At 35.3% G+C, this 18,009-nt stretch carries 11 protein-coding genes; 9 read left to right on the forward strand and 2 right to left on the reverse strand.

Annotated elements, in window-relative coordinates:
• The first annotated feature begins 104 nt into the window (after positions 1-104).
• The 4 genes from H6W53_RS06500 to H6W53_RS06515 all read left to right on the forward strand — a co-directional run bounded on the left by H6W53_RS06500 (position 105) and on the right by H6W53_RS06515 (position 4,646).
• A complete protein-coding gene (locus tag H6W53_RS06500) occupies positions 105-2,537 on the forward strand; it encodes a thiamine pyrophosphate-dependent enzyme (RefSeq protein WP_185205313.1) in 2,433 nt (810 codons plus the stop codon).
• 100 nt (positions 2,538-2,637) lie between these two features.
• A complete protein-coding gene (locus H6W53_RS06505) occupies positions 2,638-3,444 on the forward strand; it encodes a hypothetical protein (RefSeq protein ID WP_185205314.1) in 807 nt (268 codons plus the stop codon).
• A 6-nt stretch (positions 3,445-3,450) separates the two neighbouring features.
• On the forward strand, positions 3,451-4,185 hold the full coding sequence (locus H6W53_RS06510) for a class I SAM-dependent methyltransferase (protein WP_185205315.1): 735 nt from the start codon (positions 3,451-3,453) through the stop codon (positions 4,183-4,185).
• A 113-nt stretch (positions 4,186-4,298) separates the two neighbouring features.
• A complete protein-coding gene (locus H6W53_RS06515; RefSeq protein ID WP_185205316.1) occupies positions 4,299-4,646 on the forward strand; it encodes a hypothetical protein in 348 nt (115 codons plus the stop codon).
• Between the two features lie 9 nt (positions 4,647-4,655).
• Here H6W53_RS06515 and H6W53_RS06520 read toward each other — a convergent pair whose 3' ends face one another.
• Entirely contained in the window at positions 4,656-5,045 is a 390-nt protein-coding gene (locus H6W53_RS06520) for a winged helix-turn-helix transcriptional regulator (RefSeq protein WP_116099935.1), read from the reverse strand.
• A 373-nt stretch (positions 5,046-5,418) separates the two neighbouring features.
• Between H6W53_RS06520 and H6W53_RS06525 the strand changes: the two genes are divergently transcribed.
• Positions 5,419-6,480 carry an NADH:flavin oxidoreductase gene (locus H6W53_RS06525; protein WP_185205317.1) on the forward strand — a complete coding sequence of 354 codons (1,062 nt, stop codon included), beginning with the start codon at positions 5,419-5,421 and terminating at the stop codon, positions 6,478-6,480.
• A 556-nt stretch (positions 6,481-7,036) separates the two neighbouring features.
• Here the strand turns inward: H6W53_RS06525 and H6W53_RS06530 are convergent.
• Positions 7,037-8,239: an aminopeptidase C gene (locus H6W53_RS06530; RefSeq protein WP_185205318.1), complete on the reverse strand. Its 1,203-nt coding sequence runs from the start codon at positions 8,237-8,239 to the stop codon at positions 7,037-7,039.
• Between the two features lie 509 nt (positions 8,240-8,748).
• Here H6W53_RS06530 and H6W53_RS06535 point away from each other — a divergent pair.
• The 4 genes from H6W53_RS06535 (at position 8,749) to H6W53_RS06550 (ending at position 17,847) form a co-directional block, all read left to right on the forward strand.
• Complete coding sequence (locus H6W53_RS06535) at positions 8,749-9,267, forward strand: RNA polymerase sigma factor (protein ID WP_185205319.1); 519 nt, start codon at positions 8,749-8,751, stop codon at positions 9,265-9,267.
• A gap of 12 nt (positions 9,268-9,279) precedes the next feature.
• A complete protein-coding gene (locus H6W53_RS06540; protein WP_185205322.1) occupies positions 9,280-10,404 on the forward strand; it encodes a TonB-dependent receptor plug domain-containing protein in 1,125 nt (374 codons plus the stop codon).
• 99 nt (positions 10,405-10,503) lie between these two features.
• Positions 10,504-13,275 carry a hypothetical protein gene (locus H6W53_RS06545; protein ID WP_185205324.1) on the forward strand — a complete coding sequence of 924 codons (2,772 nt, stop codon included), beginning with the start codon at positions 10,504-10,506 and terminating at the stop codon, positions 13,273-13,275.
• A gap of 3 nt (positions 13,276-13,278) precedes the next feature.
• The gene (locus tag H6W53_RS06550) at positions 13,279-17,847 is read left to right on the forward strand and encodes a TonB-dependent receptor plug domain-containing protein (protein WP_185205326.1); all 4,569 of its coding nucleotides are present in this window, start codon (positions 13,279-13,281) and stop codon (positions 17,845-17,847) included.
• Positions 17,848-18,009: the final 162 nt, after the last annotated feature.

The raw sequence follows: 18,009 nt of genomic DNA on the forward strand, positions 1-18,009 counted from the left end.
TATTTTATTATCAAATTTTTAAAAAAGATTATTAAAAATTAAAATTAATTTAAAAAGTGTATATTAGCAAAATACTTCAAAATAAAAATATTTAATATTTGGCTATGCAGACAACCTATATTGAAACACAGCAAATTTCCTTTCAAGATTTTAAAAATCAAATACTTGAAGATTATAAATTAGGAAGGATTTCTCGTGAAATGTCCTATTTGGGAAGAAGAGAAGTTCTTACGGGAAAAGCTAAGTTTGGTATTTTTGGGGACGGAAAAGAGCTTCCTCAGCTTGCAATGGCGAAAGTTTTCAGAGATGGAGACTTCCGTTCGGGATATTACAGAGATCAGACCTTTGCATTGGCTGTAAATGCGTTGACTGTTGAAAGTTTTTTTGCACAATTGTATGCAGATACAAGCGTGGAAAGAGAACCTGCTTCAGCCGGAAGACAGATGAACGGCCACTTTGCGACAAGAAGCTTAAATGAAGACGGAAGCTGGAAAGACTTAACGGCTCAGAAAAATATCTCTTCCGACATTTCTCCTACTGCGGGACAAATGCCGAGATTATTAGGGTTGGCTCAGGCTTCTAAAATTTATAAAACCGTAAAATTCGAAGGCTCTGAAAAGTTTTCCAGAGAAGGAAATGAGATTGCTTTCGGAACAATCGGAGATGCTTCTACAGCAGAAGGTCATTTCTGGGAAACACTGAATGCGGCTTGTGCGCTTCAGGTTCCAATGGTAGTTTCGATCTGGGACGACGGGTACGGAATTTCTGTTCCTACGAAAAATCAGAGAGCAAAAGCCGATATCGCTGAAATGCTGAGCGGTTTCCAGAGAAAAGAAGGAGAAAATCAGGGGTGCGAAATCATTCAGGTGAAAGCTTGGGATTATCCTGCGCTTTTGGATGCTTATGCAAGAGCAGAACAGTTTGCAAGAGTAGAAAGTGTTCCGGTAGTGGTTCATGTGATTGAAGTTACGCAGCCACAAGGTCACTCCACTTCAGGATCTCACGAAAGATATAAAAATGAAGAGCGTCTGTCTTGGGAATCTCAGTTTGACGGATTGGTGAAATTCAGAGAATGGATTTTAAACTATTCCATCGAAATTGAAGGCAAAGAAGAAGTTCTGGCAACAGCAGAAGAGCTGGATGCTATTGATAATGAAGCGAAAAAAACGGTAAAAGCAGGTCAGAAACAGGCTTGGGAAAATTACCAGAAAACAATTACAGACTTAATCGCTTCCGTTTTACCTTTGGTTGAAAATCTTAAAGGACAAAATGCTGAAATTGAAAATTACATCAGCCAATTCAATAAACTCGTTTCAAAAGCAAAGAAAGACGTTTTCCATTTGGTAAGAAAATCTTTACTGGCAACGAGAGGAACCCATTCTGCAGAAAGAAACCAACTGATGCAGAAATACAACGAGATTTTTGAAGTTGAAAAAGACAATTATTCTTCTCATCTATATTCTCAGTCTCAGTGGAAAGCTGAAAACGTAAAAGAAATAAAACCAATTTATTCCGATGCTTCTGAAGATGTGGACGGAAGAGTAGTGGTAAGAAACAATTTCGATAAAATATTCGAAAAATATCCTGAAACTTTAGTCTTTGGTGAAGATGCGGGAAACATCGGTGACGTAAACCAAGGGTTGGAAGGAATGCAGGAAAAATACGGTGACGTTCGTATTGCCGATACGGGAATCCGTGAAGCAACCATTCTAGGACAGGGAATCGGAATGGCAATGAGAGGTTTAAGACCAATCGCCGAAATCCAGTATCTTGATTATATTTTGTATTGTTTACAGGGTATGAGCGACGATTTGGCAACCGTTCAGTACAGAACAAAAGGAGGTCAGAAATCGCCGGTTATCATCAGAACGAGAGGTCACAGATTAGAAGGAGTTTGGCATTCAGGTTCTCCGATGGCGGGAATTTTGAACCTTTCAAAAGGTATTTTGGTATTGGTTCCAAGAAACTTAACGAAAGCTGCCGGATTCTACAATACAATGCTTCAAAGCGACGATCCTGCTGTAATTGTTGAATGTCTAAACGGTTACAGATTAAAAGAAAAACAACCGGATAATTTAGGTGAATTCACTGTTCCTGTCGGAAAAATCGAGGTTACGAAAGAAGGAAAAGATGTTACGTTAGTTACTTATGGTTCTACATGGAGAATTGTAATGGAAGCAGCGGAAGAGCTTGAAAAATTAGGAATTTCTGCGGAAGTTGTTGATGTTCAGTCGTTAATTCCTTTTGATTTAACACATGAAATCGCAGAATCTGTAAAGAAAACAAACCGATTGGTTGTGATTGACGAAGATGTGGAAGGCGGAACTTCAGCATTTATTCTTCAGCAGATTTTAGAAAAACAAAAAGCGTTCAGATTCTTAGATTCTGATCCGTTGACAATTTCTGCAAACGATCACAGACCTGCATATGCAAGTGACGGAGATTATTTTAGCAAACCTTCTGCGGATGATATGGTTGAAAAAATCTATGCAATGTTTAACGAAACAAATCCTCAGAAATATCCTGCGATATTTTAATTGGGATTTTAAATAATTTTGAAACCGCTTTCTTTTTGGAAGCGGTTTTTTTTCTGCTTAAAATTAGTATATTGTTATTTATTATACTAAATACCTATTCATGAAAATCGTTCTTTCTATATTATTTTTATTAATAATGATATGTTGCAAGGATAAAAAACTTGAAATAAAACCTGTAGATAAGATGATTCCTAATACGGAAGAGGTTTTGCGTAAATATGTTAAAAGACCAAAAAATAATGATGAAATTTGTAAAAATGATATTGAAAGGGCGCAAAAAGATTTAGAAAAATACAAGAATATTTATGTTACCACATCTTGTTTTGGATGCAAGTTCTTACCTTATGAAGACGAGATTTTAGAGTATGCCAAAAGACAAAAATTTAAAATAATCAATTATGATTTTAGTTGTGCTGTAATTGATGGTCAAACTCAGGGGTGTTATAAAGCGTTTATTGATTTAGAAATGGAAAAAGTTCATGGAAAAAATTTTAGAAAAAGGATTGAGCAAGAAGCGGAAAAGCTAATGATTGAGAATATCGAAAATCATGATAAGGTTTTAAGTATTTATGACTTGGAAGAAAATGATAAACCACATTTTATAAAGGAAGATAATTTAATGAAGCAAGGTTATTTACCAACAATTAAAACAGGATTACCACTAAAAAATGCTAAAAGTAATTCTATATTTATGGATGTCAGTTTTATAGTTGAAAAAAATGGAAAGATCAGTACTTTTAAAAATGAAAATTGGGTTAACGACATAAAAGAAAATGAAAAATATAAAAGTGAACTTGAGAAGATTGCAAAAAGTAAAATTTTAGAGCACTATAATAATTGGAAACCAGGTAAATATAAAAATAGTGTTGCAAGGGTTAAAAATAATTTTAGAATTAATTTCGAATAAAAAATAATGAAAATCACAAAACTTGTTGTCCTTTTTAATTATCAAAAAATAGTACTTGGGTTTATTGTTTCGGTTCTTCTTTGTGCATTATCATTTTGGATTAATTCAACTCCGGTTATTTTAATATTAAGAATTTTAAGCGCACTTATCATAATAAATATTTTTGCATCACTTGTTGCTTCTTACATTTTATATGACAAATCTGATTTGTATGAATTGAGTAATTTAAAGGGAATTGTGGATTTGGAGAAAGCTGAAAATGCAGCTTTAGTTCACGCAAGCTTTGATCCTTTGTCAAAACGATTGGAAGAAAAATATCCGGATTTGAATTTAACGGTTTGTGATATTTTTGGAAATCGTCACGAACAGGAGAAAGGAATCGAAACTTCAAAGAAAGTATTTCCACCCAATCCGAAGGAAATAAAAATCAAACCGGATCATCTTCCTTTTGAAAATCAATCTCAGGATGTAATTCTTGCTATAACTGCACTTCACGAAATTTTAGATCACGATCAAAGAGTTTTATTTTTCAAAGAAGCGAAGAGAATTTTAAAAGATGATGGTGTAATCATTGTTTCAGAACAATTTAGAGATCTGACAAATTTTCTTTTCTTTAATATCGGAGCATTCCACTTTTTAAGTAAAAAACAATGGACGAAATCTATTTCTGAAGCGGGCTTGGAGATTATTGAAAATAAGAAAATTACGCCTTTTGCTAATATGTTGACTTTAAAAAAGTAAATCTTTAGAAATATCCTGCGATATTTTAATTGGGATTTTAGATAAATTTTGAAACCGCTTTCTTTTGGGGGTGGTTTTTAATTTATATTTGTTTAACCATTAAACTAAAAGTTATGAAATTAAAATTTTCATTTATATATCTTTTATTAATAGTTACAAGTTGTAAAAATGAAAGGAAAGAATTGCTTTTAGCAGACAGGGAAGCTCCCTTAGGTTGGGTTTATCTGAAAATGTATGATGATGAAAGTTTTGAATTTATTTCTCAAGGGATGATGAGAGATAAAGATGTCTACACAGGAAATTATGAGTTTAAGAATGATACTCTTTACTTTAAATATAATGATTCAGTTCCAAAAGCTGGTTCAAAAGCAGTAATTAATAATGATTTTGTGAGTTATATTAATGGAAGTTATCCTGAAAGTTTGAAAGTAAAACGTAATAAATTTAAGCTAAAGAAATAAAAAAGACCATCAAACAACCGTCTTCTGAACTTTCTTCCCTTCCAAAATCATTTTACAGTCCTTCTCTTTCTCCGGATCATACACATGATATTTCGTTTCCCATTCTTCCAGTTGATATAAAATCGGAAGGAGAGCCAATCCTTTTTCTGTAAGTGAATATTCAACTCTTGGAGGAATTTCTTTAAACTCTTCACGAATTACCAATCCATCGGATTCCATTTCTCTCAACTGATCGGTCAGAACTTTTCTGGAGATCACATTGATTCTCGCCGCCAATTCTCCGAAACGCAGTTTACGGTCTTTAATTACCAAAACAATGATGGGTTTCCATTTGCTTCCCAGAGCAGACATTGCTTTTCCCAAAGGACAACTGTATTGCATTAATTCGTTCTTTTTCATAAAGATGTATTTCTAATTTCTATTTTTTTGTTGAACACAGAGTCCACAAAAATTTCTAATAATTAATTGCTTTTAAGTTTCACAATGCCGTTTCCCTCATAAGAGATACAGAATTTTTAAGATTTATATTTCTTATGAATAACTTAAAAATAAAAAATGTGCTAATCTTTTTTGTTCCTTTTTACTCTGTCGAACCTTCGGTTTGTGGTTAAATAAAAATTAAAACCCAACCCGTATGTAAAGAGCTCATCTGTTACTTTAAAGTTACTAATGTAAGTTACTGCAAAGTTACTACTTTTTTCAATTCAAAAGATACAAATATGAACTATTATTAGTTACTTTGTGTAACAATTATAAAATAATTAAGTTAAAAATGAGCACAGAATCATTATTTCAACCTTTTAAATACAAGAATTTAGAACTTAAAAATAGAATCGTAATGGCTCCGATGACAAGAGCACAATCCGATAACGGAGTTCCTACACAGCAAATTACAGATTATTACGCAAGAAGAGCGGCTTCGGAAGTGGGATTGATTCTTTCGGAAGGAACGGTAATTAACAGACCTGCTTCAAAAAACTTACAGAATATCCCTGATTTTTACGGAACTGAAGCATTGAACGGATGGAAAAATGTAATCGATGCAGTTCATGAAAACGGAGGAAAAATGGGACCACAAATCTGGCACGTCGGAGACACAAGAATGTCAGAAGATTATCCTTCAGTTGAGATGGAAAAAGCTTCTGCCATGACGTTGGAAGACATTCAGGATACCATTGCTCAGTTTGCCGCTTCTGCAAAATCTGCAAAAGACTTAGGATTTGATGTAGTGGAAATTCACGGAGCTCACGGTTATCTTATCGACCAGTTTTTCTGGGATGTAACCAATACAAGAACTGATGAGTACGGAGGTAAAACCCTGAAAGAGAGAAGCAGATTTGCGGTAGATGTGGTGAAAGCAATCAGAGCGGCAGTAGGAGAGGATTTCACGATTATTATTCGTCTTTCTCAATGGAAACAGCAGGATTATTCTGTAAAATTAGCCAATACACAGGAAGAAATGGAAGAGTGGTTATTACCTTTAAAAGAAGCAGGAGTTGATATTTTCCACTGTTCGCAAAGACGCTTCTGGGAGGCAGAATTCGAAGGTTCTGATCTTAATTTCGCAGGATGGGCAAAAAAAATAACGGGACAACCAACCATTACCGTAGGTTCTGTAGGTCTTGAAGGAGATTTTATGGCAGCTTTCGGAGGGCAGGGAACTGAAAAAGCAGATTTAACGGAGCTTACGAAAAGACTGGAAAGAGGAGATTTTGATCTAGTTGCTGTTGGTCGTGCGCTTTTACAGGATCCTGAATGGGTGAAGAAAGTAAAAGAAGGAAAAATGGACGAACTTCAGGATTTCAAAGCCGAAAGCATGGCGACACTTTATTAAAAGTCAAAAGTCAATGGTGAATTGCTTTGCTGCCAGTTTTTATTGAACCATTCATTAACCAGCAAAGCGAATTAACTATTCACTTTCTACATAATTTTACCTATCAATTATTTTAAACGAAACCGCTTCAGGATCTCTCTTGAAACGGTTTTCTAATGAATTTAAATCATCAATAATTCCATAACAATTGTCATCCTGAAAGGATCTCAATGATACATTGAAAACTTTGTTTAGATGCTTTCAGCATGACAAAACATACTGTAAATAAATGACCTCTTTAATTGTTCAGAATGTTATTTTATTTTTTTGTTTCTCGCAGATTGTTCAGATTATGCAGATTTTTCCCACATAATCATCTGCTAAATTTGCAAATCTGCGGGAGATGATAATGATGTAACTTGTCATCCTGAAAGTATCTAAGCGCAAATACTTTAGAGCCATTCATGCTAATGTAGATTGTAAACAAACAAAATAAAACCGTTCCCAAAAATGAGAACGGTTTTTAACAGATTTAAATATCTAAAATTGTCATCAATAATGACAAAAGTGATCAGATTTACAGCCCAATATTTTTTGTTGGTTTCAGTTGCTTTTTAATTGATTTTGGGAGCGCATCCTTATGAACCAGAATTGCTGTCGATTTGTATTCTACATAAGGTCTTGTTACGTAAATATACCCTTCAAAATCATTCGTTACACCCCAGGAATTTTTCACCATATAATATTCTTTCCCCGACTGATCTTTTGCCAGTCCTACGATGTGCATTCCATGATCGTCTGTTGTAGAAAGATTATTCAAAGCCTTCTGACGCATATCTTCAGTAATCGTTTTGTCTTTTTTAGGTTCTGTGAATAAAGTTCCTTTATTTTCTTTTGTGATCTGATCCAGATCCATGTCCGGAACATAAGCAACCCCGTTTTTATAAGAGAAATAAGGTTCAGAAACATCCGTTGCCCAACCTACAGAATATCCTTTGTTTACAGCATTGTCGATAATTGCTGTTAAATCTTTCATCGGTACGTTCCAGTCAGAATCATGGCTCCAGTTATCAGGAATCGGAACTACAAATTTCTGATAATACGGATAATCCTTGTAAGAAGAAAGTTCTACATAATCGTCCGGATTGATTCCTACAACCTCTTTCGCAAAAGTTTGTGGCGTGTAAGATTTCCCTTCATATGTAAAGTTGGCAGGAACTTTTCCAAGATATTCATCCAGAATGGCATCAACGGAAGACATCCAGTTATCCGTCAGTTTTCCTTTAGAACCAGCCTGAACCAAGCTGTCCAGAACAGGCTTTAATTTTCCCTGCATTTCAGAGAAATTATTCAAACTCTGCCCCTGCTTCAAACCTGTGTAAACATCCTGTGGAACCGCTCCGTATTTTTTATACATATTAATCACGTCGTGTAGTTCTCCGCCGTCTCCCCAACTGATCGCGCCGTTATTCAGAACATATAATTTAGCTTTATCGTGGTAAGAATTTCTTGCAGTGTATATCTCCGCCAGATCAACAGGTTTTTTGCCCATTCTCTGCATCTCAGATTCAAGGAAAGAGTTTCCCGAATAGCTCCAGCAGGTTCCCGAAGAACCCTGATTCTTTACCGAAGTTGCACCCACATCTTTCAGCGTGGTAAACTGGAAATTAGCATTATGGGATTGGTTGTTTTTTAACTTGTTGATTAAGTCATCCTGTGCAAACATCATACTTCCTGCAGACAAAACAAAAAGTAATGACACAAATTTTGAATTTTTCATTACTAAAAAGATTATTTATACGAATAGTCGTTCATATTACAGATTTGTTACAAAGAGAAAGGTTAAATCGAATCTTCGGTTTTCCGATGAAAAAGTTTTTTATCAGGAGCTGTTTCGCGCTTTCGCTACTCGCTTTTTTGAGGTTTCGGCGGCGGCAAAGCCGCCGCCGAAAAAAACGAAAAGAGCTCAGACAGACCGCTCAATCACGGCTAATATAGAAGTCCTTCATTTTAAATATTTGTTGTGACCATTAAATTTGTCATCCTGAAAACATCTGACCACAGTTTTTCCACTGCATTCAGATAATTGCGGCATCATAAACTTGGTGAAAATAATTTTTTAAAAAAATAAAATATTTCAAAAATATGAAGTATAGAATTCATTTACAGCTGTTTTCGTTCTTAAATTCATTTGCCTCCTTCATTAAAATTCATTATTTTTCAAAAAAGTTGACCATGTTTCCAACCTTTTTGAAATTTTATGCATCTATGTAGATATAAAGCCTGATTATGGAACGAGAGTTACTATTAGAATGTCAACGGAACGACCGCAACGCGCAGCGGAAAGTCTACGAAATGATGGCGGGAAAACTGTACACCGTTTGCAAGCGGTATCTGAAAAACGATGAAGATATCGAAGAAGTTCTGGCGGACAGCTTCTATAAGATTTTCACGAAAATGAGCCAGCTCCAGAATCCCGAAATTTTCGAAGCGTGGGCAAAAAAAATTGCAGTGAATGAATGTCTGCAGAAATTAAGATCCACTAAAGAACTGCATATTTCTTTAGAAGAAGATCATGCCGTTTCTACAGATTCTGCACTGGAAAATATATCGTTTGAAAAAGATATTTTAAGTCTTTTAAACTTTCTTCCGGAAGGTTGCAGAGCCATTTTCAACCTCTTTGCCATTGAAGGATACCCTCATAAAGAAATTGCAGCCATGCTTTCTATCAGTGAAGGAACCTCAAAATCCCAGCTCAATTTTGCCAGAAAAAGACTTCAGGAACTTTTGGTTAATCAAAACATTTAAACTTTTACAACAATGGAAAACAATTCAATAGATAAAACATTCAACGAGGCTTCTAAAACATTGGAAGAACCTGCGACTTTTCCTGGGTTTGATAAAGTTTGGGCAAAAGTGGAAGAAAAATTAGACAAAAAAGAAGAAAAAAAGAGTAAAATAGTTCCGATCTGGCTTCCTTACGGAATTGCCGCAAGTTTATTAATCGGTTCCGGAATCTTTTACTTTTCCAATAAAAAAGAAAATGCGGAAGTAACCCAACAGGTTATTGCAAAAAATATCATTTCTGAAAATAAACCTTCTGCTGCTATTTCGGAACACGTTCAGAAAGCTGACAGTATTATAAAAGTGAATATCCAAAAAGAAACTTTACCTCCTGTAACGATAGCTGCTGAAGCTCCGCCAGTTGCAATCCAGGCTCCGTTTCCTGTTGTTTCATTTCCTCCATTAGCTTCTCCTGCACGTTCTGAAGAACCGGTAGTTCTTGAAAGAGAAAATAAAATAATTGAAGACGCTCCTAAAAATCAAAATACTGAAGTGGTAATCGCGATGGGGATTAAAAAAGAAAAAGCTTCGATGGTGAATTCTCTTGCTGCATCTTCATCAGAGAAAAAGAGACTTACCGATCTTAATGCAGTTGCAGATACGGCAGAAGCAGTTTATTCTACCAATCCGTATGATCTTAAAGAATCTTCTCAGGAACCCGAAATTCTGGCATACAATAAAGGATATCTTAAAGCAAAACAGCCAATTGCAGGAAATTATCAGGGTTTGGCAAACAGAATAGGGAACAAAGAAGCCATAAATTCAATTCGCGGAGCAGCTTCAGGCGTGAATATCAATTCAATTTCGGGAAGACAGGGTTCCGGAAAAGTGGATATCTCGATCAGTTGTGAAGGTTCATCCAAAACCAATAACAGTCCGCTGTTTGTCATCAACGGAAAGGCAACAGACTCCGAACTTTTTAAGAGAATTGATCCTAAAAAAATAGAATCCATCCGTGTTTTTAAAGCAGACACAGCAACCGCACTTTTCGGAAACCAAGCCGCGAATGGAGCTGTTCTGGTGGAAACAAAAGACATTTCCCGAAAAGAAAAAAGAATGCTGAAAAAGCTTCTTAAAAAAGAAAAACTGCTGAAAAAATAGTTTTCTAAACCTCCAAAACTAATATTCATTCAATATAAATCTGAAAAAAGAAATTTCTTCGGAGGTTTCTTTTTTCGCCTTTTAATCAACAAAAATACCATGAAGAAGTTGTATTGTCTGCTTCCGCTGTTTGCGGTTAACTGCCTCTTCGCGCAGAATTCTCAACGGTATTATTCCGGAATATTTTTAAACGAAAAAGAAAAACCACAGAATTTTTTAAAGGTTCTGAACAAAAACAGCGGAGTTTATGAACTTACCGATGAAAAAGGTTTTGCCATCATCGCAGCAAAAGATTACGATACTTTGGTTTGGAACAACGGTAAAAACAAAGCGGTTGTATATGGAACCCGTGAGCTGAAAACTATTTTGGAAAGCCAGATAGAAAAAAGAAGTGTTCAAAATATTCAGAATAATACGTATGACAGCTTGGTTTCAAAAGAGCGGAAAAATGAATTTAGTATAGAAAACTCAGGACAAAACCTGAAAGTTAATTTGTTTGATTATTATTCCATCAGAAACATAAAAGAAATCGATAAGAATCTCATCAGTTTAAAAGGACGAACTCAGAAATTTTTATTTTTAAACGGAAGTTTTACCACTTCAGCGGAAGTAAAAAGTAGAAATTCTGTTCCGAAAACTCAGAACCAATATGTTCAGGGAAGGTCTGAAAACGGAGAACTGGTCTGGAAAGGTCCCGAAACCAATGAAATGTTCAGTTTCGGACCGGACATTTCGGCTTTAAAGTTTGATAATCAATCTTATGAATATGATCAAAATGGAAAGCTGATTCCTCTTATGAACGGAAATTCTTCCGCGAAAGCTTATAATAATGACATTTTTAAAACGACAGTTGGATACAATAATCAATTGAGGCTGAATCTGTTTTTCAAAAATAATGAATACTATTACGATGAAAAGTTTCGGATTTCACTGGATCTCGGACAGCAGAAAGATCAGATGTATTTCATGGATCAGCACAGTATTCTGAATTCTTTTAAAACAAAAATAAGCTCCAAAATTTTAAAATTTGCGTTGGATGCAGCTTTTATATATGAAGAAAATAAAGCGACAAATTCCAACAGAATTGGCTTGTTCAACAGAGTTTATCAGAATTCTTTACTGACGCCGGTTTCTTTTTCCAATGCTCAGAAGATTTTTCTTTCAGACGGTTCCCAGAGAAGCTACAGTAAGTTTGCAGACAATCCGGAATTTTTATTTTATCAGGATAATCAATACAATTCCAGAGATAAAAGAAGACAGTTCAATTTCGGAATTTCGCGGGACTGGAGTCATTTTAAGCTGAATATCACGCAATCTTACGAAAACGATTTCTTCCTGAATCTCGATCACTATAAACCTTCGGTTTACGGTTTTCCCAATGGCGTGCAGAATGAGCGAACGCAAAACAATAAACTGTATAATTCCAGTATTTCAGGAGATTATTCGGTAAATGAATATTATTGGAAACATCGTTTTAATCTCAATTTTATTGTCAATAATAACAGATCGGAGATTGATAATACTTTAAACAGTAAAAATTATATTTACCAGAGAACTTCGCAGGATTATATCTTCGAATACAGGCTAAATTATGATGGCTATCGTGATTTCGAAATGGGGCTTAATGCAGGAAATTCTTTCTACATTTCAAATACTTCGCTTAAAAATAATTATTTTCTTCCTAAAGTGGGTGCATATTTTACTTTTAAAGAAATATTCAACTGGAGAAACATCAATTTTAAAATTTTAGGAGCCTACACTCAGCTAAGCTCGGAGCCGGAAATCACAAAATCGTATGCTTCTTACGCAACCACTTTGCTGAATGCGCAGAATTCAAATCTTTATTTTCCGATTTATGAAGTTGAAACCTTTAAAAATCTGTCGAATATTGATTCCAAAGAATGGAAAACGGGTTTCAGGCTGACTTCAAGATACAATTTAGGCATTGAAGCAGAATATTTTCAACGGAAAATCAGCAATGATATTTTTCCGGTTTTTGAAAATGGCAATTTAAAACTGAAAAACCTTGCAGATCACACGTACCGCGGACTGGAAGTGAATTTCTTTTTTGATAATGTTTATCTGGGGTCAGATTTCAGGATGAGCCAAAAAGCTTCATTTTTTAAGTACAGAGATATTGTGGATCGGGTAAATCCGGGATATCATAATACAGCGGTTTCAGGTTTTAAAGACATTTACAAAACATTGTCGGAAGGTGAAGTTCTGGGAGCGATTGTAGGAAGTTATTTCGAAAGAAATAACAACGGAGAGTTGATTATTGATGAATTCGGTTATCCTAAAAAAGCAAACGGATCTAAAATAATTGCAGATCCCACACCGGATTTCGTCGTTAAATTCAATCATAATTTCACGTATAAAATGCTCACTTTAGACATCAACTGGGAATGGAAAAAAGGCGGACAGGTCTGGAACGGAACTCAGGCTGTTCTCGATTATTACGGACGTTCCCAGACTTCCGGAGATGACAGAAATATTAAAAATTATGTTTTTCAGGGAGTAAATTCCGGTGGAAATCCCAATCAGATTCCTGTTGATTTTTACGATCCCAATCAGGACGTTTCGAAAAACCGATGGACGAGATACGGATATTTGGGCGTTGCGGAAGACTATGTTCAGAAAGCGGATTATCTGAGAATTAATGCGGTTTCTCTAACGGCAAAATTCGATGTCGGACAGTTTAAAAAAGGTTTGGGAATTACTTTTTATGTGAATAATATTCTTCTTTGGCAGGCGAATCATGGCGTAGATTCCAATCAGAACTTCTATGATTCGGAGAGCGGAAGAGGACTGGATTTTTTCAATCTTCCGTCGTATAAAACTTTTGGCTGTATGGTTTCATTTCAATTTTAAGGTATGAATTTCAAGGTTACAACATCTATTTTAGGATTATTTTTTCTGGTTTTTGCTTCTCTATCAAAAGCTCAGGAACTATTTAAAAATTTCGAAAAAGAAAAAACGTACATCCAGACCAACCATGTTTTTTATAAACCCGGTGAGGAAATGTACTTTAAAATTTACACGGTAAAGGCAGAAAATAATCTTCCCGCCGATCAGAGCAAAGCCGTCAATTTTGAATTGACTGATCCAAGCGGAACGGTCGTAAAAAAAGCAAAATACGAAATTACAAATGGTTATTCGGAAGGCTATTTTTATTTTAACAGCGACATGAAGGGCGGAATATACAAATTGCGCGCTTTCACCAACTGGATGCAGAATGAAGACGGAAAAAATGCTTTTGAGAAGGAAATTACCCTCCAGAAAATTGTCTCGCCAAGAATTCTGATGAAACTGGAATTCCCTAAAAAAGGATACGGAGCTGGAGATGAGGTTCTTGCCGATTTTTCGATGAGAAGTCTCAGCAATCTTCCGATTCCTTTTTACGAAGGAGATTACACAGTAATGCATAACGGTGAAAAGATTTCAGAGGGAAAGCTGATAACGGATAAAGAAGGGAAAAATCAACTGAAATTCAGACTTCCCGCTGTTTTAAAATCTTCCGATGCGCTGTTAACCATTAAAATCAATTTCGACGGTTTTACAGAATCCATTTCAAGAAATATTCCGATTGTACTGAATAAGCTTGACGTGAAATTCATGCCGGAGGGCGGAACTTTCATTAATGGAATTGAACAGAATATTGCCTATAAAATTCTGGATGAATTTGAAAAACCAGTTGATGCCACATTGGAAATTTTTAATCAAAACCATCAGAAAATTACTGAAACTACAGCATATAATTTCGGGATGGGAAGTTTTCTTCTGATACCTAAAAGTGGTGAAAATTATTATGCAAAAGTATTGAAACCTGAAAATATTTCAGCCGTTTATCCGCTTCCGATGGCAAAAGATGAAGGAATTGTTTTCAATATCAAAAAAGAAAAACAGAAGATTGTTTTTAAAATCCGATCAGCAGATGAAAAAGATGTTATTCTTAAAGGAAATTTCCGTGAGAAAGAAATGTACAGCAAAACCATTTCATTAAAAAAAGGATTGAATGAATTAGAACTTCCGGAAAATGAACTTCCGATTGGTATTTGCAGATTTACGGTGTTTGAAGGAAATATTCCTTTGGCAGAACGCATTGTCTTTGCGAATGAAAACAAACAGATGAATGTGAAGATAAAACCGGTAAAGCAAAATTATCTTCCGAGAGAAAAAGTGATCGTGAATATCGAAACCACCGATGAAAATAATAAACCGATTCCCGCAAATCTGGCTCTGAGTGTTGTGGATGATAAACTCTGGACGTATGCAGATGATAAGCAAAATCATATTCTTTCGTGGCTGCTGATGGATTCTGAGCTGAAAGGAAAAATTGAAAGACCTCAGTTTTATTTCGATAAAAAAGAAGAAAAAAGAACCAAAAGCCTCGATTTGGTGATGCTTACCAATGGTTACCGATATTTTGAAATGACTCCCGAAGTTATCAAAAACAGAAAATATAAATATCTTCCCGAAAAGAAAAATCCCATCTACGGAATTGTAGAAGACGAAAAAGGAAATCCCGTAAAAGCCGATGTGTATTTCCTTGAGGACGGTAAAATCCTGAAACAGACGACTTCTGAAAACGGATTGTTTTATTTCTATGATCTTAACAGAAATTATTCCAATAAGCTGATTGCGAAATCTGTACAGCCAAAACAGCAGGTGAAAATCCGGATTTTATCTTACAGACTGGCAATAAATCCTTTGGCTGCAAAATCTCTGAATAATATTAATGTAGAAGAAATTGTAAAAGAAACCGTAAAAGAAGAAGGTAAGATAAAACTGCGTGAAGATGCTGAAAAGGAAATTCCGAAAACGGCTTTCACAGAAAGAACAAAATCTTCCTCCGAAAGCAAACGTTCCCGATCGGTTTCAAGAGGAAGAATGATAAGTGATACCATAAGATCTCAAAATATAGAAGAGGTTGTAGTGGTAGGTTTCTCGCAAAGTTCTTTAAAAGATAAAACAACGGCAGCAGTTGTTTCTGTTCGAAAGGATGAACTGCAGAATCCGAATATTATTTCTTCTTTAGCCGGAAAAGTTTCGGGGCTTGTTATTACTCCCACCAATCAGCCGGGAGGTTATCTCAATGTGCAGATCCGGGGAAATGCTTCTGTTGCCAATAAAAATCCGCTGTATGTTGTGGATGGAGTTCCTGTAGAAAATTTTAAAACAGTTATCAATCCGAGTGATATCAACAGTGTAACAATTTTAAAAGATGCCGCCGCAACTGCCATTTATGGGAATAGAGGTGCAAATGGTGTGATCGTCATTAATTCTTTGAAGAATTTCCGCTCTCAGATAAAATTTGATGTAACGCCGAAATCATATTATGCATTGGTGAATATTCCCAATGACAGTCTGGTTTCGTACGAATACACAAGAAATTTTTCTTATCCTATCTATAAAACGACAAATACTTCTTACAGACACGATTATCGTGAAGCTCTGTATTGGAATCCTGTATTGGAAACAGGGAAAAACGGAAAAACGCAGATTGAATTTTATAATTCCGATGCCAGTTCTACTTTCAGAATCATGACGGAAGGAATTTCCTCTTCAGGTTTAATCGGGCGTGATGAGACAACTTATGCGGCTCAAAGTCTGATTTCAATAGATGCGAAACTTCCGCAATATCTTACAAGAACAGATCAGATGATGATTCCGGTGGTGGTTAAAAATAATTCTCCGGAAACCCGAAAGATAACGATGGACGTTATTGTTCCGAATCGTGTGAATGTGGTAAAATCAGATAGCGCGATTACTTTGAAACCTTTGGAATCAGGCAGATTATTTGTGAAAATCCAGACCAATGAAGTGGTGGAATCGAATATTCAGTTTACCTTAAGATCGGAAGATTTCAGAGAAACCATGATTCTTCCCTTTAAAGTGGAGGAAAAAGGATTTCCGCACCGCTATTCAGTCATCAATAACAAAACAGAAGACCTCAAAATTGATATTCCGGATTATATTGAAGGCAGTTTCTTCTCGTCTTATTATGTGTATGAAAACAATGCACTGCAGATGTTTGAAAATATGGAACGCCTGAAAAGAGAACCTTACGGATGTTTTGAGCAGCTTTCCTCAACGGTTTATCCAAATATTTTCATTCTGGATTATTTAAAACAGATTAAAAAAATTACGCCGGAAACCGAAAGTCTGGTCATCAGAAACATGAAAAAAGGCTATCAGAAAATGCTGAGCTATAAAAACCGCAACGGCGGATTCACTTACTTTGGATCTTCGGAATCGGATGTTGCACTTTCTGCTTTTGCATTGCTTGAATTTAAAGATTTGAAAAAATATGTGAATATTGAACCTAAAATCATTCAGGATCTTACCTCTTTTATTTTATCCAAAAAAAATCAGAACGGAATGTTTGAAGTAAGAAGAAACTATGAAAAAAGCATTCCGTATTCAGATTTTGCATGGTCGAGAAATATGTATGTTTTGTATGCGTTGTCTAAAACCGGAATCAGAAATCTGGACGATGCCTACGAAATCAATCTGAAACGTGCTTTGGCTACAAAAGATGCTTATCAGTTGGCTTTAATGGCAAATATTTCTTATAATTTAGGCAAAAATCAACAGTATAAAGAGTTGGTTGCTCTTTTAAACAGTCAGTTTGAAGGAAAAAGTTTAAAAACAAAAACCACTTTTACAGGTTCCGGAGGATTTTCTGCAAATGCGGAAACACTATCACTTTATCTGATGGCTTTGCAGAAAGATGAGCAGTTGAGCCAGTTAAAAATTGCAAAAGTTGCAGATCATTTAATCAATTTCAATGGGTATTACGGCTTCGGTTCTACTCAGGCAACAACTTTGGCTTTGGAAGCATTATCTGTATTTTTTTCAAAAAATGAAAAATTATATGGCACGGAAAAACCTTTGATAAAAGTAAACGGAGCAGAAATCAGAACGAATAATTCGGTGGGTTCTGCTTTTAAAAACGGAGAAAATACAATCAGCGTCAATTATTCTACAAAAAGAGGCCTTCCTTACAAACTGGATTATGAATATTTCACTTTGCAGCCTCCGAAAAGTGCAGAAGTTCCTTTAATCCTGAATACAAAATTAAAATCTGAAACAGCAAAAACAGGAGAGACAAACAGAATGACGATTACTATTCAGAATAAAATAAATAACCAGCTTCCGATGGTGACCGCGAAAATCGGAATTCCGGCAGGATTAACTTTACAGAATGCCTTGCTGAAGGATCTTCTGGATAAAAAGCAGATTTCTTATTATGAGATTTTTGACAATTATCTGGTGTTGTATTGGGAACATTTTGATGCCAATGAAGTAAAAACCATCAATCTGGATCTTAAGGTAGAATTTGCAGGAGAATATACAGGAAAAGCAAGTAATGTATACCTTTATTATATGCCGGAAGCAAAATTTTGGAATGAAGGGATAAAAGTCAGAATTCAGCCTTAAAGTTTGTTTTAAAATTGTTGAATTTTTAACTGTTGGGTTTATATTTAAAACTTGTTTAAACTAATTACAGAATTAACCGCAAAAGGGGCAGAAGATAATTTTAAAGCGAATTTCCAGAATAATCAAAGCGCTCAAAAGAATAAAAATCAAAGATTTTTAAAA

The organism is Chryseobacterium sp. C3, assembly GCF_014218905.1.
Classification (GTDB): Bacteria; Bacteroidota; Bacteroidia; order Flavobacteriales; family Weeksellaceae; genus Chryseobacterium; species Chryseobacterium mucoviscidosis.

What these genes read in the sequence shown, in the direction of transcription:
- H6W53_RS06550 (WP_185205326.1), top strand. Translation starts at nt 13,279, where the DNA reads ATGAATTTCAAGGTTACAACATCTATTTTAGGATTATTTTTTCTGGTT.
- H6W53_RS06500 (WP_185205313.1), top strand. Translation starts at nt 105, where the DNA reads ATGCAGACAACCTATATTGAAACACAGCAAATTTCCTTTCAAGATTTT.
- H6W53_RS06530 (WP_185205318.1), bottom strand. Translation starts at nt 8,239, where the DNA reads ATGAAAAATTCAAAATTTGTGTCATTACTTTTTGTTTTGTCTGCAGGA.
- H6W53_RS06520 (WP_116099935.1), bottom strand. Translation starts at nt 5,045, where the DNA reads ATGAAAAAGAACGAATTAATGCAATACAGTTGTCCTTTGGGAAAAGCA.
- H6W53_RS06525 (WP_185205317.1), top strand. Translation starts at nt 5,419, where the DNA reads ATGAGCACAGAATCATTATTTCAACCTTTTAAATACAAGAATTTAGAA.
- H6W53_RS06510 (WP_185205315.1), top strand. Translation starts at nt 3,451, where the DNA reads ATGAAAATCACAAAACTTGTTGTCCTTTTTAATTATCAAAAAATAGTA.
- H6W53_RS06545 (WP_185205324.1), top strand. Translation starts at nt 10,504, where the DNA reads ATGAAGAAGTTGTATTGTCTGCTTCCGCTGTTTGCGGTTAACTGCCTC.
- H6W53_RS06535 (WP_185205319.1), top strand. Translation starts at nt 8,749, where the DNA reads ATGGAACGAGAGTTACTATTAGAATGTCAACGGAACGACCGCAACGCG.
- H6W53_RS06515 (WP_185205316.1), top strand. Translation starts at nt 4,299, where the DNA reads ATGAAATTAAAATTTTCATTTATATATCTTTTATTAATAGTTACAAGT.
- H6W53_RS06540 (WP_185205322.1), top strand. Translation starts at nt 9,280, where the DNA reads ATGGAAAACAATTCAATAGATAAAACATTCAACGAGGCTTCTAAAACA.
- H6W53_RS06505 (WP_185205314.1), top strand. Translation starts at nt 2,638, where the DNA reads ATGAAAATCGTTCTTTCTATATTATTTTTATTAATAATGATATGTTGC.